This is a genomic window from Lutibaculum baratangense AMV1 (genome assembly GCF_000496075.1).
In the GTDB taxonomy this organism is placed as follows: Bacteria; Pseudomonadota; Alphaproteobacteria; order Rhizobiales; family Tepidamorphaceae; genus Lutibaculum; species Lutibaculum baratangense.
The window spans coordinates 1-21,267 of the sequence record NZ_AWXZ01000023.1 but is presented as its reverse complement, the minus strand read 5'-3'; the positions used below and the strand labels follow the sequence as shown (position 1 = coordinate 21,267).

23 protein-coding genes and 1 tRNA gene are annotated in these 21,267 nt (G+C 66.1%); 9 read left to right on the top strand and 15 right to left on the bottom strand.

Annotated features, from left to right (window positions below; all coding sequences use genetic code 11):
- Positions 1-159: 159 nt before the first annotated feature.
- Positions 160-2,256 carry a M3 family metallopeptidase gene (locus tag N177_RS08675; protein ID WP_023431929.1) on the top strand — a complete coding sequence of 699 codons (2,097 nt, stop codon included), beginning with the start codon at positions 160-162 and terminating at the stop codon, positions 2,254-2,256.
- A gap of 73 nt (positions 2,257-2,329) precedes the next feature.
- On the opposite strand, the gene N177_RS08670 is transcribed toward N177_RS08675, so the two are convergent.
- Positions 2,330-3,439 carry a 5-methyltetrahydropteroyltriglutamate--homocysteine S-methyltransferase gene (locus N177_RS08670; protein ID WP_023431928.1) on the bottom strand — a complete coding sequence of 370 codons (1,110 nt, stop codon included), beginning with the start codon at positions 3,437-3,439 and terminating at the stop codon, positions 2,330-2,332.
- A 317-nt stretch (positions 3,440-3,756) separates the two neighbouring features.
- Here N177_RS08670 and N177_RS08665 point away from each other — a divergent pair, with 317 nt between their 5' ends.
- The 7 genes from N177_RS08665 (at position 3,757) to N177_RS08635 (ending at position 10,070) form a co-directional block, all read left to right on the top strand.
- Positions 3,757-4,941 (top strand): ABC transporter substrate-binding protein, encoded by a 1,185-nt coding sequence (locus N177_RS08665; RefSeq protein ID WP_023431927.1) that lies wholly within the window; start codon positions 3,757-3,759, stop codon positions 4,939-4,941.
- Positions 4,942-4,972: 31 nt separating this feature from the next.
- Entirely contained in the window at positions 4,973-5,836 is an 864-nt protein-coding gene (locus N177_RS08660; protein ID WP_023431926.1) for a branched-chain amino acid ABC transporter permease, read from the top strand.
- A 5-nt stretch (positions 5,837-5,841) separates the two neighbouring features.
- A complete protein-coding gene (locus N177_RS08655) occupies positions 5,842-6,873 on the top strand; it encodes a branched-chain amino acid ABC transporter permease (protein WP_023431925.1) in 1,032 nt (343 codons plus the stop codon).
- Complete coding sequence (locus N177_RS08650) at positions 6,870-7,631, top strand: ABC transporter ATP-binding protein (protein WP_023431924.1); 762 nt, start codon at positions 6,870-6,872, stop codon at positions 7,629-7,631. Before N177_RS08655 ends, N177_RS08650 begins: the two co-directional genes overlap by 4 nt.
- Positions 7,615-8,325: an ABC transporter ATP-binding protein gene (locus N177_RS08645; protein ID WP_023431923.1), complete on the top strand. Its 711-nt coding sequence runs from the start codon at positions 7,615-7,617 to the stop codon at positions 8,323-8,325. Before N177_RS08650 ends, N177_RS08645 begins: the two co-directional genes overlap by 17 nt.
- Positions 8,326-8,429: 104 nt before the next feature.
- A complete protein-coding gene (locus tag N177_RS08640; RefSeq protein ID WP_023431922.1) occupies positions 8,430-9,482 on the top strand; it encodes a nickel/cobalt transporter in 1,053 nt (350 codons plus the stop codon).
- 126 nt (positions 9,483-9,608) lie between these two features.
- Positions 9,609-10,070, top strand: coding sequence for a YcbK family protein (locus N177_RS08635; protein WP_023431921.1), 462 nt, complete (start codon positions 9,609-9,611; stop codon positions 10,068-10,070).
- A 58-nt stretch (positions 10,071-10,128) separates the two neighbouring features.
- Here the strand turns inward: N177_RS08635 and N177_RS21860 are convergent, their stop codons facing one another.
- The 3 genes from N177_RS21860 to N177_RS08625 all read right to left on the bottom strand — a co-directional run bounded on the left by N177_RS21860 (position 10,129) and on the right by N177_RS08625 (position 11,832).
- Complete coding sequence (locus N177_RS21860; RefSeq protein ID WP_023431920.1) at positions 10,129-10,296, bottom strand: hypothetical protein; 168 nt, start codon at positions 10,294-10,296, stop codon at positions 10,129-10,131.
- Positions 10,278-10,799, bottom strand: a complete 522-nt coding sequence (locus N177_RS21000; protein ID WP_023431919.1) for an Nramp family divalent metal transporter — start codon at positions 10,797-10,799, stop codon at positions 10,278-10,280. Before N177_RS21000 ends, N177_RS21860 begins: the two co-directional genes overlap by 19 nt.
- 415 nt (positions 10,800-11,214) lie before the next feature.
- Entirely contained in the window at positions 11,215-11,832 is a 618-nt protein-coding gene (locus tag N177_RS08625; RefSeq protein WP_040485450.1) for a hypothetical protein, read from the bottom strand.
- Between the two features lie 431 nt (positions 11,833-12,263).
- Here N177_RS08625 and N177_RS08620 point away from each other — a divergent pair.
- Positions 12,264-12,340: transfer RNA gene (locus tag N177_RS08620), tRNA-Arg, on the top strand.
- 85 nt (positions 12,341-12,425) lie between these two features.
- Here N177_RS08620 and N177_RS08615 read toward each other — a convergent pair.
- The 11 genes from N177_RS08615 to N177_RS08560 all read right to left on the bottom strand — a co-directional run.
- Positions 12,426-12,797 (bottom strand): hypothetical protein, encoded by a 372-nt coding sequence (locus N177_RS08615; protein ID WP_040485449.1) that lies wholly within the window; start codon positions 12,795-12,797, stop codon positions 12,426-12,428.
- Positions 12,798-12,809: 12 nt separating this feature from the next.
- Positions 12,810-14,423, bottom strand: coding sequence for a terminase large subunit (locus tag N177_RS08610; RefSeq protein WP_040485448.1), 1,614 nt, complete (start codon positions 14,421-14,423; stop codon positions 12,810-12,812).
- Complete coding sequence (locus N177_RS20995) at positions 14,392-14,802, bottom strand: phage terminase small subunit P27 family (protein ID WP_152527875.1); 411 nt, start codon at positions 14,800-14,802, stop codon at positions 14,392-14,394. Before N177_RS20995 ends, N177_RS08610 begins: the two co-directional genes overlap by 32 nt.
- A gap of 65 nt (positions 14,803-14,867) precedes the next feature.
- Positions 14,868-15,248, bottom strand: coding sequence for a hypothetical protein (locus N177_RS21855; protein WP_040485447.1), 381 nt, complete (start codon positions 15,246-15,248; stop codon positions 14,868-14,870).
- A gap of 4 nt (positions 15,249-15,252) precedes the next feature.
- Positions 15,253-15,588 carry a phage head closure protein gene (locus N177_RS08595; RefSeq protein WP_023431912.1) on the bottom strand — a complete coding sequence of 112 codons (336 nt, stop codon included), beginning with the start codon at positions 15,586-15,588 and terminating at the stop codon, positions 15,253-15,255.
- Positions 15,576-16,166, bottom strand: coding sequence for a head-tail connector protein (locus N177_RS20560; RefSeq protein WP_051402305.1), 591 nt, complete (start codon positions 16,164-16,166; stop codon positions 15,576-15,578). The genes N177_RS08595 and N177_RS20560 overlap by 13 nt, the downstream gene beginning before the upstream one ends.
- Before the next feature lie 63 nt (positions 16,167-16,229).
- Complete coding sequence (locus N177_RS08580; RefSeq protein ID WP_023431910.1) at positions 16,230-16,616, bottom strand: hypothetical protein; 387 nt, start codon at positions 16,614-16,616, stop codon at positions 16,230-16,232.
- Positions 16,617-16,628: 12 nt separating this feature from the next.
- A complete protein-coding gene (locus tag N177_RS08575; RefSeq protein WP_023431909.1) occupies positions 16,629-18,296 on the bottom strand; it encodes a phage major capsid protein in 1,668 nt (555 codons plus the stop codon).
- Positions 18,283-19,503 carry a phage portal protein gene (locus N177_RS08565; RefSeq protein WP_023431908.1) on the bottom strand — a complete coding sequence of 407 codons (1,221 nt, stop codon included), beginning with the start codon at positions 19,501-19,503 and terminating at the stop codon, positions 18,283-18,285. The genes N177_RS08575 and N177_RS08565 overlap by 14 nt, the downstream gene beginning before the upstream one ends.
- A gap of 127 nt (positions 19,504-19,630) precedes the next feature.
- Positions 19,631-19,933 carry a hypothetical protein gene (locus N177_RS21355; protein WP_152527874.1) on the bottom strand — a complete coding sequence of 101 codons (303 nt, stop codon included), beginning with the start codon at positions 19,931-19,933 and terminating at the stop codon, positions 19,631-19,633.
- Positions 19,926-21,267: DUF927 domain-containing protein (locus N177_RS08560; RefSeq protein WP_023431907.1), on the bottom strand; the 1,342-nt coding region annotated here is incomplete at its 5' end. The genes N177_RS21355 and N177_RS08560, both read right to left, overlap by 8 nt.

The following is a 21,267-nucleotide window of genomic DNA, read 5'->3' as shown; positions in this document are numbered from 1 at the left end:
AAGAGGAGCGGAAAAAGGGCAAACTCCCGTCTCTCCGACGGCAAAGAGCCGCTGGAACGCCAGCCCGTGTTGCACCACGGCGCGGGAGGTCTCATCTGTGAAACCGGTGGGACCTGCGGCTCGCGCCACTGTCTCGCAACGATTCTCAGGAGCATCAGGATGTCCATCGCTTCCGCCGGTCCCGGTCCCGACCCGGCAGCCCTCAACCCGCTCCTCGGCGACTGGCAGACGCCGTTCGGCCTGCCGCCCTTCGATCTCGTCGGGCCCGAGCACTTCCGTCCGGCGTTCGAGCAGGCGATCGCGGCGCATGAAGCCGAGATCGTGTCGATAGGCGCGAACCCGGCGGAGCCGGACTTCGAGAACACGATTACCGCCCTCGAGCGCTCCGGCCGCCTGCTGCGCCAGGTCGCGAGCGTCTTCTATGCCCTCGCCGGGGCCGACACGAACGACGAGATCCAGGCGATAGAGCGGGAGATCTCGCCCCGCCTCGCCCGCCACCGCAGCGCTCTCTACCTCGACGACAGGATCTTCGCCCGCATCGACGCGCTGGCCGCGCGGCGCGGCCGTCTCGCGCTCGATGCCGAGCAGAACCGGGTCCTCGAGCGCTACCGCACCGTCTTCACCCGCGCGGGCGCCGGCAAGCCCGCCGACACGAAGGCACGGCTCGCGGAGATCGCCGAGCGCATGGCGAGCCTCGGCACGAGCTTCTCGCAGAACGTGCTCGCGGACGAGAAGGGCTACTCTCTCGTGCTGGAGAGCGAAGACGATCTCGCGGGTCTTCCCGACTTCCTGCGCGATGCGGCCGCCGATGCGGCGGAGGCTCGCGGCCTGCCCGGCAAGCACGTCATCACCCTGTCGCGCTCCTCGATCGAACCGTTTCTCCAGTTCTCGACGAGGCGCGACCTGCGCGAGCAGGCCTTCGCGGCCTGGACGTCCCGCGGCGAGAGCGGCGGGGCGACCGACAACACGGCGATCATGGCGGAGATGCTCGCCCTGCGTGCCGAGAAGGCTCGCCTCCTCGGCCACGACACCTTCGCCCATTTCCGCCTCGCCGACGAGATGGCCAAGACGCCGGACGCGGTTCTCAAGCTCCTCCACTCGGTGTGGGAGCCCGCGAAGCGCCGCGCCACCGAGGACGCGGCGGCGCTGCAGTCGATCGCGCAGGACGAGGGCGGCAATTTCGAGATCGCGCCCTGGGACTGGCGCTTCTATGCGGAGAGGCGCCGCAAGGCCGAGTTCGACCTCGACGAGGAGACGCTCAAGCCCTTCTTCCAGCTCGACCGGATGATCGAGGCCGCCTTCTACACGGCGTCACGGCTCTTCGGACTGTCATTCGAGGAGCGGAAGGACCTGAAGGGTTACCACAGGGATGTCCGCGTCTTCGAGGTAAAGGACGCTCAGGGCCGTCATCTCGGCCTCTTCCTCGGCGACTATTTCGCCCGAAGCTCCAAGCGCTCCGGCGCCTGGATGAGCCAGCTCCGTCCGCAGCACCGGCTCGCCGGCGCAGTGACCCCCATCGTCGTCAACGTGATGAACTTCGCCCGGGCCAGCGGTTCGGCTCCGACGCTCCTGAGCTTCGACGACGCCAGGACGCTCTTCCACGAGTTCGGCCACGCGCTGCACGGCCTCCTGTCGGACGTGACCTATCCCATGATCTCGGGCACCGCCGTCAGCCGCGATTGGGTGGAGTTCCCCTCGCAGCTCTTCGAGCACTGGCTCGAGGAGCCCGAGGTCCTGAAGCGCTTCGCGCTGCATTACCGGACCGGCGAGCCGATGCCGGACGAGCTGTTCGAACGCCTGATGGCGGCGCGCAGCTTCAACGAGGGCTTCGCGACCGCCGAGTATCTGGGCTCCGCGATCGTCGACATGCAGCTCCACCTCGCGCCGGTCGAGGAGACACCCGACTTCCGCGCCTTCGAGACGGGCTTGCGGCGCGAGCTCGGCATGCCGGACGCAATCGTGTTGCGTCATCGTCTGCCGCATTTCGCACACATCTTCTCCGGCGACGGCTATTCGGCCGCCTACTACAGCTACATGTGGTCGGAAGTGCTCGATTCCGACGGGTTCGAGGCCTTCGTCGAGGCGGGCGACCCGTTCGACCCCACGCTGGCGAAGAAGCTCCGCGACTTCGTCTACGCCGCGGGCTTCAAGCGTGATCCCGAGGAGGCCTATCTCGCCTTCCGCGGCCGGGCACCCGAGCCGGGCGCCTTGCTGCGGCAGCGCGGCCTCGTCGCGCCGGTCGAGGCGGAAGCCTGAGGCGCCGCCCCTTACCCGTGCTCACGGAGGGCGGCTCCACGGCCACCCGCCCGGCCACGGTTCGGGGGAGCCTTCAGAGGCTTCCCCATTGCTCCTTCGCGATCTCGACGATGAAGCGCAGCTTGTTCCACTGCGCCTCCTCGGTGAGGATGTTGCCCTCCTCGGTCGAGGCGAAGCCGCACTGCGGGCTGAGGCAGAACTGCTCGAGCGGGGCGAACTTCGAGGCCTCTTCGATCCGCTTGCGGACGTCGTCCTTCGATTCGAGGTCGCCCGACTTCGACGTCACGAGGCCGAGGACCACGCGCTTGTCGCCCTTCGGCAGGAAGCGGAGCGGCTCGAAGCCGCCAGCCCGCTGCGAGTCGTACTCGAGGAAGTAGCCGTCATAGGGGATCTCGGCCAGCAGCGTCTCGGCCACCGGCTCGTAGCCGCCCTCGGAGATCCAGGTCGAGCGGAAGTTGCCGCGGCAGACATGGGTCGTGATCGCCATGTCGGCGGGCTTGGCCTTCAGGGCGTGCACGATCATGTCGCGGTAGATCACCTTCAGCGCGTCGGGGTCCTCGCCGCGGTCGCGCACCTTCTGCCGCTCGGCTTCCGAGCACAGATAGGCCCAGACCGTGTCGTCGAACTGCAGATAGCGGCAGCCCGCCTCGTAGAAGCCCTTCACCGCCTGCGCATAGGCTTCCGCCGTGTCGGCGTAGAAGGCGTCCATGTCGGGATAGACGTCCTTGGAGATCGCGTCGCGGCCGCCGCGAAAATGCAGCACGCTCGGCGACGGGATCGTCATCTTCGGCGTGACGCTCGTGACGCTCTTCAGGAACCTGAAGTGCTCGAGCATGGGATGGTCGCCGAAGCCGACCTTGCCGCGCACCGCGACGCTTTCCGAGCGCGTCTGCACGCCCTGGAACTGGATCGCCTTCTCGCCCTTCGTCAGCTCGCAGCCTTCAAGCTGGCTCAGGAAGTCGAAATGCCACCAGGAGCGACGGAACTCGCCGTCGGTCACGGCCTTGAGCCCGACCTCCTCCTGCTTCCTCACGACGTCGCGGATGCAATCGTCCTCGACCTGCTTCAGCTCGTCGCGGCCGATCCGGCCCTCGGCGAACTGCGCGCGGGCCTGCTTGAGCGGCTCGGGCCGCAGGAGACTGCCGACCATGTCGGCACGGAATGGTGGGCGTGCTTCGTTCAATGCTGCCTCCCGTCTTGGCTCGCGTGGGGCGCGCGCCCTTCATCGTCCCGAACTGGCGGAAACGAAGGAGTTCGCGCCGATCCTCACCGCTGTATACGGTTTCCCTTGACCACAGGCCATAGCAGGCCAGAATCCTGGCCGAAGCGCGGCGGAATCGGTGCTCCACCGCGGTTCTGCAGGCAAAGGGCGCGGGAAAGCGCACGAGCCACCTTGGAGGTGGCGGTGTCGGTGACGTCCCGTGCGGGCGCGGCACAACGAGAACAGCGTCGCGCGAGCCTCACGCCGCCAGGGCGGAGGCCGCGAAGGGAAGGAAGAGCATGCTCAAGGGAATGTTCACGATCGCCGCTGCGGCCACCCTCCTGGGTGCCGCTGTCACGGCGCAGGTGCAGGCGCAGGAATCCGTGCAGGTCGGCCTCGTCCTGCCGATGACCGGCCCGTTCGCTTCGACCGGTCGCCAGGTCGAGGCGGGGGCGCGGCTCTACATGCAGCAGCACGGCGACGAGGTCGGTGGCCGGAAGATCGAGCTCATCGTCAAGGACGACGGAGGCGTCGCCGACCAGACGAAGCGCATCGCGCAGGAGCTCGTCGTGCGCGAGGGGGCGGACGTGCTCGCGGGCTTCGGCCTCACGCCGCTCGCGATGGCCACGGCTCCGATCGCGACGCAGGCGAGGGTCCCGATGATCGTTATGGCGGCCGCCACCTCCTCCATCACCGAGAAGTCGCCCTTCATCGTCCGCTCGAGCTTCACCCTGCCGCAGGCGGCGCTCGGCATCGCCCGGTGGGCGGCGGAGAACGGGATCACGGAAGCCGCGACGCTCGTCAGCGACTACGCGCCGGGCCACGACGCGGCCGACGCGTTCAGGAAGGTCTTCGAGGAAGCGGGCGGGACGGTCATCGAGCAGGCGGCGGTGCCGCTGAAGGATCCGGACTTCGCGCCCTACCTTCAGCGCATCAGGGACGCCGGGCCCCAGGGCCTCTTCGTGTTCGTGCCCTCCGGCGTCGGCTCGCTCCTGATGAAGCAGTTCGACGAACGGGGGCTCGATGACGCCGGCATCAAGCTCATCGCCACCGGCGACGTGACCGACGACGACATCCTCGACCAGATGGGGGATGTGGCGCTGGGGGCAATCACCGCCCAGCACTATTCGGCGGCGCACGACTCTCCGGAGAACAAGGAGTTCGTGGACGCCTTCAAGGAAGCCAACGGCAACTCCCGCCCGAACTTCATGGCGGTCGGCGGCTATGACGGGATGCACCTCGTCTACGAAGCGCTGAAGGCGACGGACGGCGAGACGGGCGAGGCGCTCGTCGAGGCGATGAAGGGCTTGAGCTGGGAGAGCCCGCGCGGCCCCGTCTCGATCGACCCCGAGACCCGCGACATCGTCCAGGACATCTACATCCGCGAGGTGAAGGAGCAGGACGGCGAACTCTACAACGTCGAGTTCGACAGGATCGAGCAGGTCAAGGACCCGGTGAAGGCGGACTGGTCGCAGCAGTTCTGAGGATGAGGTTCGTCAGGCCCTGGTGTGTCGCGTGCTGACCGTCCTCCTCGACGGCATCGCCTACGGCATGCTGCTCTTCATCCTGGCGTGCGGCCTGTCGGTCACGCTCGGCCTGATGAACTTCGTCAACCTCGCCCATGGCGCCTTCGCGATGGCGGGCGGCTACGTCACCGTCGTCCTCGTCAACGGCTACGGCGTGCCGTTCCTACTGTGCCTGCCGATCGCCTTCCTCGTCGCGGCGGCGATCGGGCTTCTCCTCGAACGGACGCTCTACCGCCGGCTCTACGGCGCCAACCATCTCGACCAGGTGCTGTTCTCGATCGGGCTGGTCTTCATGGCGATGGCCGGCGTCGACTATTTCATGGGGGCCCGGCAGCAGTTGATCACCCTGCCGGACTTCCTGCGCGGCCAGTTCCACCTCGCCGAGGGCGCCTCGATCGGCGTCTACCGGCTCTTCATCATCGTGATCTGCGCGGTCCTCGCCGTGGTGCTTCAGCTGATCCTGAGCCGCACCCGCTTCGGCAGCAGGCTGAGGGCGGCGGTCGACGACGGCGAGGTCGCGCGCGGCCTCGGCATCAATGTCGGAACGGTCTTCGCCATGACCTTCGCCGTCGGCTCGGGCCTCGCGGGCCTCGGCGGCGCGCTGGGCATCGAGGTGCTCGGTCTCGATCCGAGCTTTCCGATCAGGTTCATGATCTACTTCCTGATCGTGGTCGTCGTCGGCGGGACGAGCTCCATCGCGGGGCCCTTCCTCGCCTCCCTGATCCTCGGCATCGGCGACGTCGCCGGCAAGTACTACATCCCCGGCTTCGGCTCCTTCATGATCTACACGATGATGGTCGTCATCCTCGTCCTCCGGCCGCACGGGCTCTTCGCGACGCGGGGCACGTCGTGAGCCGCGTGGAAGCGCAACGGCGCGCGCCGCAGCGAGCAGGCGAAGCTCCGCCGCATGCCGGGCTCCTGCTGCGCCGCCGGGCGCGCTGGTCGGCCATGGAGATCCTGTTCTGGCTCCTGCCGATCCCGCTCTTCTTCCTCTTCGGGCTGCGTCTGCCGCTCCTGACCGAGATCGCGATCCTCGCGCTCTTCGCGCTCTCGCTCGACCTCATCCTCGGCTATGCCGGCATCGTCTCGCTCGGCCACGCCGCGTTCTTCGGCCTCGGCGCCTACACGGCGGGGCTGCTCGCGGTCCACGGCTGGGGAGAGCCGATCACGGGCCTTCTCGCAGCCGGTGCGGTCGCCACCGCGGCCGGCTTCGTCTCGAGCTTCCTCGTCCTGCGGGGGTCCGACCTCACGCGCCTCATGGTCACGCTCGCCATCTCGATGATGCTGCTCGAAGCCGCGAACCGGCTGGCCTGGCTCACCGGAGGCGCCGACGGGCTCTACGGCGTCACGATGTGGCCGATCTTCGGGATCTTCGAGTTCGACCTCTACGGCCACACCGCCTACTGGTACTCGGTGATCGTCCTGTTCATCTCGTTCGTCGCGCTGCGGGCGATCGTCAACTCCCCGTTCGGTCTCGCCCTGCGGGGGGTGAAGGGCAACCCCCTGCGGATGCGCGCGATCGGGGCGCCCGTGAACCGGCATCTCGTCAAGGCCTTCACGATCGGAGCGGGATTTGCCGGGATCGCCGGCGGGCTCCTCGCCCAGGCGACGCAGTTCGTCTCGCTCGACGTCCTCGCCTTCCACCGCTCGGCCGAAGCCTTGCTCGTGCTCGTCATCGGGGGCTCGGGCGCCGTCTATGGCGGCATACTGGGTGCGGCGGCGTTCCGGGTGCTCCAGGAGTGGCTCTCGGGCATCACGCCGCAATACTGGCAGTTCTGGCTCGGCGCCGGCCTGATCGTGCTCGTGCTCTTCGCTCGCGGCGGCCTCATCGGCCTGTGGCGCGCGCTCGTCCGCCGCCTCCATCGCACCCGGGACGAGGAGGCGAGATGAGCGTCATACTGGAGACGAACGGGCTCTCGCGGCGCTTCGGCGGCCTGCGCGCGGTAGGAAATGTCACTTTCGCGCTCCAGGACGGCGCCCGCCAGGCCCTGATCGGGCCGAACGGGGCGGGCAAGACGACCTACATCAACCTCCTGACCGGCGTCGTGCCGCCCTCGGAGGGGCGGATCACCTTCCTCGGCGAGGACATCACGAGGCTGTCGCCGGAGGCCCGGGTGCGCCGCGGCATCGTGCGCACCTTCCAGATCAACCAGCTCTTCGACGAGATGACGCCGCTCGAGGCGGTCGCGCTGGCGGTCCTCGAGCGGGACGGAAAGGCCCGCGCGATGTGGCGCCCGCTGGCCTCGCACCACGAGGCGCTCGACGAGGCGGCCGGCCTGCTCGCGAGCCTCGGCCTCGCCGACGCGATGGAGGTGCCGACGGCGGAAATCTCCTATGGACGGCGGCGACTGCTCGAGATCTGCGTCGCGCTTGCCTGCCGGCCGCGCCTCCTCCTCCTCGACGAGCCCGCCGCCGGGGTGCCCGAGCACGAGCGCAACGACATCATGAACACGGTCGCGAACCTCCCCCGCACCGTCTCCGTCCTCTTGATCGAGCACGACATGGACCTCGTCTTCCGCTTCGCCGAGCGCATCGCCGTGCTCGTCGGCGGCGAGCTTCTCGTGGAGGGGACGCCGGACGAGGTGGCAAACGACATACGGGTGAAGGAAGCCTATCTCGGGGAGAGCCTCGATGCGCCCGCTGCTTGAACTGCGGAACGTGACGGCGGGATACGGGCAGTCGACCGTGCTGCGCGACATCGATCTTCGCGTGGCCCCGGGAGAGGCACTCGCGGTGCTCGGCCGCAACGGGGTCGGCAAGACCACGCTCATCAACACGATCGTCGGCCTCACGCGCCACCAGGCCGGCACGATCCTGCTCGCCGGCTCCGACATCACCCGCCTGCCGGCCGAACGGCGCGCCGCCGCCGGCATCGGCTGGGTGCCGCAGGAACGCAACATCTTTCGGTCGCTCACCGTGGAGGAGAACGTGACGGCGGTGGCGCGGCCCGGCCCGTGGACGCTCCCGCGGCTCTACGAGATGTTCCCGCGCCTGAAGGAGCGGCGGCGCAACATGGGCAGCCAGCTCTCCGGCGGGGAGCAGCAGATGCTGGCGATCGCCCGCGCGCTCGCCCTCAACCCCAAGCTCCTCCTTCTCGACGAGCCGTTCGAGGGCCTCGCGCCGATCATCGTCGAGGAGCTGGGACGGGTGCTGGGCGCCATCGTGCGCGACGAAGGCCAGTCGGCGATCATCGTGGAGCAGAACGCGCGGAAGGTCCTCCGCCTGACGGACCGGGCGATCGTGCTCGAGCGCGGTCGCATCGTCCTGCGGGACGACTCCGATCGCCTTCTCGCCGAGCCGCACAGGGTGGAGGCGCTGCTGAGCGTCGCCGCCACGGCCTGAGCGACATTGACCGCGAAGCCACATTTCGGCCCACTTGCGCGGGCGTGTTCGCCGCTGCGGCGGGACGATGGCGACGGGGGCAAATGATGCGAAGGAACGGCCGGTTGGAGCCTCTTTGGACTGCGGTCCGTTTCCTCTTCCGCCACCCCGTCATCGGTGGCACCGTCTGCGCTCTGGCCCTGTTCCTGGTGCTGCCGGCGATGGCGCAGGCCGCCGGAGGTCCGTTCGGCGTCGGTGCGCCCGACGGTCCGGGACGTGCGCTATCAGGTGACGTTGGCGGGCTCTTCGGCTGGGTGGCTGCCCGGCAGGCCGAGTTCTACCGGGATCTGACGGCGGCGCTGCGAGACCTGACGTCGGATCCGCGTGCGGGTTCCGTCCTCGTCGGCCTCTCCTTCCTCTACGGCGTCTTTCACGCGGCCGGACCCGGCCATGGCAAGGCCGTCGTCACATCCTACCTCCTCGCGACCGGGGAGACGCTGAAGCGCGGGATCGCGATCAGCCTCGCCGCCGCGATGCTGCAGGCCTTCTCCGCCATCGCGATCGTCCTCGTCTTCACCATCGCCCTCGGCGCCACGGCCATGACGATCGGCCGCGTGACCGACGGAATCGAGCTCGCGAGCTACACGCTCATCACGCTCCTCGGGGCCGCCCTCCTCTGGCGCAAGGCCGTCCAGCCCGCCCTGGCCTCGGCGTTCGCCGCTCCCCTGCCCTCGCACGCCCATGCCCACCCGCACCACCACGGCCACGACAATCACCACCACCACGGGGACGCGTGCGGCTGCGGCCACGCCCACGCGCCGGATCCCTCGGCCCTGACCGGCGCGTTCGACTGGCGACGCGCGGCCGCGGTCACCCTGGGCGTCGGCATGCGCCCCTGCTCCGGCGCGCTGATCGTGCTCGTCTTCGCCCTGTCCCAGGGGCTGTTCATGGCCGGCATCACCTCCACCCTCGTCATGGGCCTCGGCACCGGCCTCACGGTCTCGGCACTCGCGGCCCTCACCGTCTTCGCCCGCGGGGCGGCGGAGAAACTCACCGATGCGGGGACCGGCAGGCTGCCGTGGCTCCTCAAGGGGCTCGAGGTCGCCGCCGCACTCATGGTCTTCCTCTTCGGCGCCCTGCTCCTGGGCGGCGCGCTCGCCGCGAACGGATATCTCTGATCGCGAGAGCCGCCGCGCCAGGCGCGGCGGCGACTTCGGCACCCGCGTTCGGCGCAAGCGGTCTCAGTGAGGCCGCATTCGGCCGCGAGGACGGGGGCACCACGAGGACAGAAGCCGAGGAACTGAATGTCGAGACCGGTCACCTGCCGGCCCCGCGTCGCGCCGCTGCTTGCGATCGGGGCCTGCCTCATCGCGGCCGCCTGCTCTCCGACGACGAGCGGATCGAGCCACCTGTCGGGCTACGCGCCCACGGGGCCGGCCGCCGACCCGATCTTCACGAAGCAGACGTCGAAGGTTCAGACGACATGTCTCGAACCGGAGTTGAAACAGATCCTTGCCGACCTGAAGGAGGAGCTGGGGGCCACGCCGATCGTCACCTCCGGCCACCGCTCGGGGCCCGGCACGCGGAAGGGCTCCTACCATCGAACCTGCGAGGCCGTGGACATCCAGGTGCCGGGCAAGACGCCGAAGCAGGTCGCGGCCGCGGCCCGCGCCCATCCGGCCATCGGCGGCATCGGCACCTACTGCCACACCCGGTCGGTCCATATCGATATCGGCCCGAGCCGCGGGCGGCGGTGGAACTGCTAGGACCTGGATCGCGGGGCTCTCTCGGGCGCCCCTCGTCGTCTCCGACGGCCCCTCGGGATCAGCCGCCGGAGCCCGCCACGAGATCCCACAGTTCGTGCAGGCAGAGGAACACGAACAGCGCCGCCGCCAGCGCCAGGAGTGCGTTGCTGAGCGGGCCGTTGCGCCACTCCGCGGGGGTGCGCGAGGAATTGAGGAGGCGGAGCAGCGTCAGCGCCAGGAAAGGCATGAAGAACGCCCCGAAGGCGCCGTAGGCCACGACCAGCGCGAACGGCCGGTCGAGGAAGAGGAGCGCCATCGGCGGGAAGGGGAGCCAGACGAGATAGAAGCGGAAGGCCCGGCTCTTCTCGCGTGCGCCGCGAGCGGCAGGCCCGTCGCGCTCATGGCGGTGGCGCCGTAGACGAACCCCCACACCACGACATAGATGCCGAAATAGACGAGGGTCCACCGGCCGAGGCTGCTCCACCCGTCGAAGATGGTCCGGCCCGTCGCCAGGTGCCAGCGCCCCGTCGCCTCGGCGAGCGCGATCTTGACGATCGTGCCGGCGATGACGGCCCAGAACAGCGCGTAGCCGAAGCGGCTGCCCGCGATCAGCGTCGCCACGAGGTCGCCCGAACCGACCCCGGTGGCGGCGACGACGATGCCGGGCCCGATGAGGCGCCAACTGACCCTGGAAGGGGCGGGTTCGCTCCCGGTGGACACCGCCTCGCCGGCCTCGGAAACCCTCGCCACGCCCGCCTCGCCTGCACGTTGCTGCTGCTGCAGTCTGTAACTCGCGGGGACCGTTGCGGTTCGACCGGCAGCGCGGCAGCGCCCGCGCGGGTGGCCGGTCCGGTGGGGGCGGCGCCTGCCCGGCCGAAACGGGCGCGGCGCGTCCAGCGGGGCCACCTGGCGAGCTCCGAGACAGCGTCTCGCCGTCCGCGGCGCAGTTCGATGGAGCGCCAGTCTCGGAAAGCATGATCCCACCGGAGGCCCCCTCCTCAGCCGCCCAGGGGCCGGTCGAGCACTCTCCGACACCCTCGTCCTCGCCCCCCGTCGCCTTGCGCCGCGGCGAAATTGCCGCGCGGCCGGCCGGACGGGTGCGAACTCAGGTCTCGCGCTCGCCAGCCCTGAGGCGAACCACAACCGCTTGGTGATCGCCGCAGCTCTACACGGCCTCTGCGGGATAGGACCTGCTGATCCACATGTCGTAGGCAAGGATCACGAACAGACCTCCGAGGAACCATTTGCCCGACACGTTGAGGAGCGTATCCCCTCTGCTGATCGATATCGCGATACCGAGGACGTAGGCTATCAGCACGATCAGGTAGCTGCAGTTTATGATGATCCATGTGACGCGAAGTCTGATCTTACCGGATTCTTCTTCACGTCGGTTTGCATCCATCATCATCTCGAGCACGTGAATTCCGACCCAGATCGTCGTCATCGCCATGAACGCACAGAGTATCAGCGCGGATATTCCTGGCTTGTAGACGAAGAATCCCGCAACCGCGAGGATGATCCAGAAGAACACGGCCACGATGAAGCCGGCATATCGGTGCCTCTCCCGTCCATCCGGCTTCTCTGCGAAGTGCTTGAAATCGTCGAACGTCTCCTTCAGGCAGAACATGACGATGAAGGCGGATATGAGGACGACGTCAACATGGCCAGAGCTGATCGCCCCGCCGGAATCGGATGCATCCTGGATCGTCTTCACGATGCCTGACGTGACACCCCCGAGCGTCGCGAATGCAGCAGCAGAACTTGCACTCTGGAAGAAATTCATTCATCCCCCACAAGCCCCGAAGGACCGCGGCGCCCCCTCTGGTTCCGAGGTCGTGCCGACGATTCGTCATGGCGGGAAGAGACTGGTTCCCGATCTTGCCGGCGCTTCGAGTTCCACGATGGGTTCGCTCGGACGGGGGTATCAATCTGCCCGGAAGGGGTGGATTCGCGAGACCATGGGAGGTTTAGGGCGGCTCGTCACGAGATGGACGAGCCGCCGTGGCCGGTCGCAGATCCAGGACCGGTCGAAGCCCGTCAGGACGATCGGCTGCCCCCGGCGCACCCGACAGGATTCGAACCTCGTGACCGCTGCCGGAGGGAGGGCGGCGCGGGCTCCATTTCGAGCGCTCCCCCGATTGCCCCGCCCGCCGCGATCCGCTATGGTCCGCCACGCTTTCCGGGGCAGCGGCACGTCAGCCCTGCCCTATCGAGGCACCCGTAGCTCAGCTGGATAGAGCGCTGCCCTCCGAAGGCAGAGGTCACAGGTTCGAATCCTGTCGGGTGCGCCAACAAAATCAAGGCTTTAGCCGCCTTCTCCAATAGCTCTTCAGCGGCGCAGGAAGCACATAGGAAGCGGGCGGCGGAAAATTCCTGCTATTCCGCGCCATTCGAAAGGAAGCGGCGAAGCCCGTTCCCTTCGTCGGCCTGGTCCGACTTCTCTTCATCCCAAGTCTTGATCCACTCGCCATCGGTGCCGCCGAGGGCGCGGTAAACCTCTTGTGCCTGGCGGACCATCAGCTTGCGAAGATGCTCGTCGGTGATGCCGACGCTTCGGCGGGCCGCATCCGTCCCTTCGAGCTTTGGCGGCCACACGGTGAGACCTTGGCGGGCGGTACGAACGAAGGCGCACCCGGCCAGCGCCAATCCGTTCGCCTGGCAATCGAAGAACGCCAGTATAGTGTTCCCGCCCTTGTTCGGCTTCGGCTGTGAAACTCGGCTCAATCCGGTGATGCTGACTTCGTGCATGGTCTTGCTCCTTTAGATGAAGAGGAATCCGCCTTCTCGGCTCTCATAGGGTGAGGGTGTCACTTCGTTCGCGATGACGCGGCCAACGGCCATTGCGGCGGCAACAGCACCGTCGATCCGCCCCCGCGCCCGTTCCTTAGTGAACTTCTCGTTTTCCGCCGCGTCTTTGTCGGCCACCACATTGCCGAAGCACATGCGCAAGAGCGGATTGCCACCGTGCCGGAAATGGCCGGTGAGGATCGCCCGCTTCAGCTCTTTGACGGGTGCGGCCATGCTGGCGAAGCCCTGGCCGAATTGATTGATGGTGAAGCCCTCTTCCTGAAGGGCAGTGTTCACCGCCGTCGAGTTCCAACGGTCGATCGCGATTTCCTGCACACCGTATTTTTCGCCAAGGGCGATGACGTGATCCACGATCGCGCTATGGTCCACCACGTTGCCGGGCGTGAGGGTAAGGAAGCCCTCGGCGGCCCAGCGCATATAGTCGGCACGATCCTTTTCGCCCTTCGTGGCGATGTTAGCTTCCGGCAGGAAGAACATGGGCAGCACGTCATATCGGCGGCTTTCGCCATCGCCTTCAGGGAAGGCCGCCACCACCGCCGTCAAATCTTCCACGCTGGAAAGATCGATCCCGATCCAGCATGGCCGCCCGGTCAGCTCTTCAACTGGCGTCATCGCCTCGGCGGCATCATAGACTTCGAGCGCAAGCCACGGGTTCGCCGATCCTTCTTGCCATTGGTTGAGGTGGAAGCGCCGGAAGTCGGCAATCTCGGCGGGGAAGTGTTCGATGCGCCGCGCCTTAATCCGCAGCTCTTCGAGCGAGCAGAAACCGGCATCGATCGCGGGATTTGCAGCGTGCCACGCGGCTTCGTCGCGCCAGTCCGCTTCAGGCTCGGCAGCGAAGATGATCGGTGCGAATGTCGGGTCTTCGATCTCGCCTGTCGCCACCTTGTGCGAGTAATTCCACAGATCCCATGCAAGCCCGCCTTGGCCGTCGCCAGCGGTGGAAATGATGACGGTGAGCGGGTGCGAACGCTTCACCATCGAATCCGTGACGGTCTTGAAGAGCTTCCGGCCTTCGCCGGTCGGCCAAGCGTGGATTTCATCGGCCAGGAAGAACGACACGTTCAAGCCGTGCTTCGAATAGGCTTCTGACGAAATGGCTTTCAGGGTGCTCTTTGTTTTCGGATGCCCCAGCGACTTCCGGCTTTCCACCGCGCGCACCCGGCTCGCAAGCGTGTCATCCTGAAGAACGAATTGATGGGCCGAGTTGAAGGCAATGCCCGCGTTTTCGCGATCGGCAGCAGCCATAACCACCTGGCCGCCCGCTTCGGCTTCCGGGCCGAGGAAATGCGCAAGGCCGAGGGCAGCGGCCAGCGTGGTCTTCGCATTGCCGCGAGGAATCCAGATGCAGGCCATGCGCACCACGCGGCTGCCGTCATCATTCGACGGGCCGTAGATGCGGCGGATCACGGCTTCCTGAAAGGCATTAAGGTGGAATGGCTGCCCGGCGAAATCACCTTCCCAAAGCTGAAGGCGGCGCACGAAACGGCAGATGCGATCGGCCCGGCCTATCGGGTCGTCATATAGCGCCGGGTCAGGCGAGAAGATCGGCGTCCCAATTGTCATTCGACATTCCTTCGTCTTTGCCCTTCGAGCCTCGGCGGTGGGGGGTTAACCCCAACTCGGCGGCCAGTAGGCGGGCTTCGCGCATCGCGGCGCTTTGCATTCGAAACGCCGGGTGCGGCTTCGGGCCGTTCTCGGTCGTCACCATGCGACCTTCGCGGCCCATGATCTCTTCGGTTTCGCGGACCATACCCACGGCCACGCAATAGCTTTCGAGGGTCGCCAGGGTGTCGGCGAACAACAGATTCCGGTTGTGAAGTTGCGGGGCTGCCCGCTTCCATTCAGCCTTCGCCTGGGAAGTCAGCCACGAAGGCGCGGACGGGCATTTGCCGCGCACGGTGCCGCCATCGATGACGGTGAGCTTCGGCTTCCGTCCCTTCATCCTAAAAACTCCCATTTTCGGCGAGATTGCGCGCGAGATGGGGGCGTCGGTCCCGGCGGGTTTGGTCAAAATTCAAAACCTCCCCCTCCCATATTGATCGGCCTGCCGAACGCGCCTTCGGTCGCCACGGCCTTCCGGCTGTTGCAACGGCGGTTCATCGGCTGCCAGTTCGATCGGTCCCAGAAGAGGCGCATATCGCCCTTATGAGCGGTGCGGTGATCCACCATGTCGGCGACCTGGCCGCAGCCACAGGCGCACAAGCGGTTCTCCGGCAATGCGAGGAAGGCTTTGCTTTCCCGCTGCCACTTGCTGTCATAGCCACGGGCGCGGGCAGACGGGCGGCGCTCATCGGCGGCAGCCTTGGCCTTCGAGGCGCAGAGCGGGCAGCGTCTATCGGTGAACGGCGGATGCCCAGCAGGACAATGCTTCGGCGGCGACCACGGCATATCGTCACCCGCTCGTTATGGTGTGCAGTTCTAGCCCTTCTTTCCGGCCCAGCTCCCGCACTTCCTGAATGTTGTGATCGCGCCCGCCATACTTGACGGTATCCAGAACGGTGATGCCGTCGATCCATCGCAGGCGGAAGACAACCATCCGCGAAGATTGAATGCCGCCAGCGGCGAAGAACTCCCGGCCCGACTGTTGCGAGACATGCGCCCAAACTTCGTATTCGGTCGGGTCGCCATAGATCGGTGAACCGAACGGATCATAGTCGATGATCTCGCCCGGTTGGCTCACGATGATGCGCCGATCCATGTCACCCGCGCGCATGGTCAGAAGCTCCACGTCTTATGATCGCGCACGAAGTCTTCAGCGCCATCGGGTGTTTCGGTGATGAAGCCCGATCCGATCACCACGCTTTCGCGGTGCTCGAAGAGGTGGCCGACGCGCATCTTGATCGCAGCGCGGATCGGCTCGGGAATGTCTTCAGGATCGTCGCCGAAGCCTGCCGTGAAGGTGATCGTCACCGCTTCCGGCACATTGCGGATTGTCGGCCAGCTCTTGCCATAGGCCGGGCGCACCTTCGCACCTTCCACGGTGCCAAGGGCGAACGCCTGGTATTCGGTCGGGGCAAGGGTTTGGGTGATGCCATCGGGATCGACATAGGTGATTGCGTCGATCGACTGGCATGGCGGCAGCGGGATCGCGATTTCGCTGGCGAAGCGGTCGAGGGTGAGATTCCACGTTTGCGTCACAAGGCAGCGGCCAAGCGAGCCGTCGCGCCCATCGAGGCGTTGCGTGGCGGCCTTGATGAAATCGGCGATGCGGGCGTCTTCGTCATTGAAGTCAACGTGAATGTGCTCCTTCACCTCTTCCAAGGTGACGGGATCGTTCACGGGTGCTGTCTCCAAGATCAGGGGCATCGCTCGCAACCTCTCGATTGAAGGTGCAAGCCCGGCCAGCCGAAGCCAGCCGGGCAAGCAAGATCAGGCAACGGGGCGCTGGTGCGCATGGCCCTTGATCACCACCGCGCCGGCAGCGATCGAGGTGCCACCGTTCTTCGTCAGGACGGTGCGCAGGTAACGCTTGTTTCCGATGTAGCCGACCTTCACCACCGAAGCGGCTTCGAGGCTGGCCGGGAAGGTTCCGACAAGATCGGCGGCAGCCACGTCAGCGAAGTCGCCGCTGGTCGTGGTGTCGCTCTCCTGAAGCTTGGCGGTGAAGTCGCCAGCCGACACGATCGCGCCGGTATTGATGACAACCGCCGCGCTCTCGAAGCCCTGAAGGTCGATCGGATCGGAAGTGTTCGTAGCGGAAAGCACGGCAGGCGCGACGGCCTGCACGGCTCCGAGGTTGTTTGCGAGGTCACGCATGGTCATTGCTCCTTACGAGGCTGCGCAGCGAAGCTTGCGAAGCGCCTCGGCGAGCACCACACCACCACCGACACGGCGGCGGGCATGGAACCGGACAAGGCCGTTCGTGGCCTGGCTGTAGGGGTCGCGCATCACCGAAAGCGCCACGTGATCGTAGATGCGATAGGCACGGGCGAAGTCGCCGAAGGCGATCGGCTCGGCTCCCGCGCCAACATCGTCCATGTCAGGCGCTTCGATGACGGGGCGGCCAAGGATCGTTTCGGGCTGCCCGGCCTGATAGGACGGCTGCCAGAGGAAATTGCCCTGGCCGTCCTTCAGCTTGCGGATAGCCGCCAGTGTGTTCCCGTTCATCATCCACGCACCGGCATTCCGATAGAAGGCGGGCATGGCATACATGAGCGTGATCAGCGTATCGGCGGGCGCGGTGCCGAGGGTCGAAGCGTTGCCGGTCGGGGTGTAGGCAACCGCGTCGTCGGTCATGAAACCCACGGGCTTCTTGACGCCATTGCCCGCGACAAGCGCGCTGCCTTCGAGGCGACCGAACTCTTCGGCCAGATCAAAAGCAACTTCGGATTCCACGTTGACGGCGGCATCTTCGAGAAGACGAAGCGACACGTCCACGTAGCAGGCCATTTCGTGAACCGGGATTTCCACCTGGCCGTAGGTCGATCCCGTTTCCGGGCGGTTCTCGGTTTCGCCAACCCACGAAGCCGTAGGCTTGCCAGTGCGCTTCGGCAGGATCACCGCGCCGGAAGAGGTCGCGCCGACCTTGGCGGCCTGGCGAACCGGCGACACTTCCACGATGCCCTTGATCACCTGGGCAACGAAATCGTCGGGTGCGAGATAGCCGCCCGCCGTGTCATCGGCCACGCGAAGCGACTTCACCTCATCGGCAGGAAGAGCTTCGCGACCATGACGAAGGAAGCCGACGAAAGCCTTCGCTTCGACCTTCTCCGGTGCGGTCTTCGTCTCAACCGACGCGCCAGGGCGATTCAGCTTCTGTTCGATGCGCTCGGCGGACTTGGCGACGTTGCCGACGCTTTCTTCCACCGACTTCAGCCGGGTATCGATCCCGGCCACATTCTCTTCGAGGGCGGCAACGCGGGTCTCCACGTCATCACCTTCGGTTCCCGCTTCAGGCGCGGGCGCCTTCTTCTCAACAGCCATGATCAGGCTCCTTTTGATAGCCGCGCCCATCGCGGCAGGGTTTCCGGCTTGCGCCGTCTTCACGCTGGTCACGCGCGCCCGCGTCGCGGCGGGCACGGAGACAAGCGAGATTTCGATAAGTTCGAGGTCTTGCAGGGTGCGGCCCCCACCGGCCCGACGCTCGGACGCGCGGGTGCGGAAGCCGATCGAAAGGCCATTGAACGCGCCGCTTTTGAGCAGCGCATAGGCTTCCTGGCCGCGTCGGGTTTCGAGGATCAGGCGGCCCGTGACGGCAAGGCCGGTCGCGTCTTCGCGAAGCTCAAGCCAGACGCCAATCGGTTCGGAAGGATCGTGCTGCCACAACATTAGCGGCGTGGTGCCAGCCGCCTTGTGTTCGGCCAGGCTCTTCGCGAACGCGCCCTTTTCGATCACGTCGCCATAGCTGTCCGGCTCACCGTCGAACACACTGGCGTAGCCGGTGAGAATCCCGGCTTCGTCGGTTGCGAACTTGACTTCAATATCAACGCGATCCATTGCCGCCCCCTGCCGCATTGGCGTCTTCGGTGTTCATCGGCAGACGGAATTGATCGCCACCGGCATAGGGCGCGCGGTTCTCGGCAGCTCGCACTTCGTTCGGCGAAAGCAAACCGTTGGTGACGGCCTTGGCATAGGCGTCGAACCGGGCGGCCAAATCGGCGCGGGCAAGATCGTCGGTGAGAAATTCGGCGTAGTATTCCGGGCGCTCTTCCGGAGTGAGAAGGGCGCGGCGGATGCCGCCTTCCCAGGACTTCAGCCACGGCAACAGGGTCAGCGAAAGGAATTGCTGCCCCATGCTTTCGGCGTTGTTATGCGTGGCCCGTTCAAGCTCCTGAAGCAGATGAAGCGGAATGCGGAAGCCGCGCGCGATCTCGGCGACCTGGTGGCGGCGCAATTCGAGGAACTGAAGATCGACGCTGGTGAATTGCAGCGCCTCGAAATCCATCCCGTCTTCAAGGATCAAGGTCTTGCCGCCATTCGAGCCGCCAGCATGGGCGGCGTTGAAGCTTTCGCGAAGCCGCTTCAGGGCTTCCGGGCCGAGGGTCTTGCCGTATTTGAAGACGCCACCGGGCCGCGCGCCGGAACTGAAGATGCGCGCGCCGTGCTCTTCCATTGCCAGCGCCAGGCCGATCGCTTCCTTCATCTGCGTGATCGGCGACATGCCGACATGCGGCGAAGTGCCGAGTGCCTTCAGGTGGAAGATTTCGGTGCGGTCATAGACGCGCTGGCCGCCGTCGCCGGACGAAACCTTATAGGAAGGCTCCATCGTGACAGGATCGACTTCCACGGTGACGCATGGCGACGGGATCGGGATAAGCTCGGCGATCTTGCCGCCCGTCCGATTGATGAAGGCGAACGCATTGCCGTGAAGGCAAAGCGCGGTCTGCATGAAAAGCCGGAACTCGAAGGCAGAAGTCCATTCGTTCGCCTGGCCGTGCAACAGCTCGGCAAGCGGGTGATCGGTGGCGCGCTCTTTGCCGCCATCGGACTTCCGGCGATGAAGATGAAGGGGCAGTTGCGCGACCGATTCAGCGATCACCTTCACCGACGCATAGACGGTCGGGCAGCGCATTGCGGTTTCGGGCGTGACGGCCACACCGGACGCGGACGGCGTTGCACCGAACAAAGCAATAAGCTCCGGCGAAGGGTCCGCCAGAGTTGTCTTCGTTTCCAGTCCGATCAGTTTCTTGAAGCCCTCGAACATCATCACCCGCGCACAAGTTGCCGGATCAAGATCGGGGCGAAGGTCCAGTATTCAAAGCAAAAACGGCCCTGAAGGCCGTCTTAGAAGTGCTCGAAAAGGCGAGGAAATTCAGGCATTTGACGGGGCTTTACGCTGCCCTTGCCCGGTCGCCGAAGACTTCCTTCCAAGCAAGGGCTTCGGCTTCGTGGCGGGGCAATACGCCGTCATATTCCATGATCGCGGCGCGCTCTTCGTAGGCGTCGAGAAGGTCGCTTTCGTGCGTCTCATCGTCAATTCGTGGTGCTACAGGTGCTACAGGTGCTACAACGTTGATATTACTAGTTAATTCCTGTAGCACCTTGGCGGGTGCTACGGTGCTACAGGTGCTACAGGCCGGTGCTACAGCGCCGACACGGCTGGCAAAGGCGGTGAACCGGGCAAGATTAGGCATGGGCGGCCTCCCTTGCATCGTCACCGAGGATGCCGGACGTAACCACGTAGCACCGGATCGCCGAAGGGAAGCCGGGCACACGCTGGTTATTCTGGAGCTTGCCCCCGCTGCCGGGCTTCAGCATCCCGCGCCCGGCCAACGTCTTCGCAACCATCACCGCGTCAAGCCCAGCGCACACTTCGCCGCGCCAGACTTCGGGCAGGACGATATATTCAATGCTTCCCTCATCATCGCGACGGCGGAAGCCCGCCCGGTTCTGAATGCGCGTGTCGATCGGTGCACCCATGTTGTCGGTCGGGGCAAGGCTGCCCATAGGCTCGAAGCGGGACGTGCCGTGCAACTCGATAAAGCGGCGGACGGCGGACAAGGCTTCGCGCTCTTCAGCCGGTTCGATCCCGCCGCGCGTGTCGAGCCAATCGCGGAAGCACTTTGCCGCTGCCCTGGTCGCTTCGCCCGGCTGCCAAGGCAGCACACCGAAGGCCGTCGCCATTTCACCACCGGCAGCCACAAGAGCGAAGCGCGCCACAACGCGGCTCACCTGTCCATCGGCATTCGGCGGGCAGTTCTCGGCGACAAACTCATTCTGGAAGCCGCTCACCACGGGCGCGATGCCGTCGAAGTCGCGGGTCAGACGGTCAAGATAGGCATGGGAAGCGTGGCCGAAATGTTCACCGGCTGCCGCCTTCAGGTGGCGGGCGAAGGCGTCGGCGGACGGGAAGCCATGAAGGGTTTCGAAGATACCCATGCCCGCGCCCGCATCTGCGGGAATATCCACGATGCGAACTTCCTGCCCGGCTGCCGCTCGGCGGCCCCTGCCATCCTCGGCGATCTTGTCGGCAAGGCCGATCTCGCCCGTCGAAAGGAAGAGGGTGCGCCACCGGGCGGCCCGGCGCGCTTCACCGCTTCGCCCGGCGCGGGTCTTGCCTTGGCCGTTCGCCAGCATATAGGCGACCTGGCCGACTTCCCGGCTATCGCACTGGCCCATTTCATCGAGCAGCAAGAGCGTGTCGCAGTGCATCAGCGCCACCGATTCCAGCCCGTTCGAAGTCGCGCGCCAGGTGCGGGGAAAGTCGCGCCCGCCCCATATCGATCCGGCGACCTGAAGCGCCGTGGTCTTTCCGATCGAAGAGCCACCGCGAAAATGGAAGCCACCGGATTCCGCCTCGGCGGGCAGCAAGAGCGGCCCGGCAAACGCGGCGCTCATCGCGAACGCCAGCCGCGAATTGCCAACGGCATATCGGGCAAGTCCCTCTTGCCATCCCGCCAGCTCACCGCCGACGCGGTAGGGATCATCGGCCAGGCCGTCGCTTTGGTAGATGATGCGTTCGGCCATG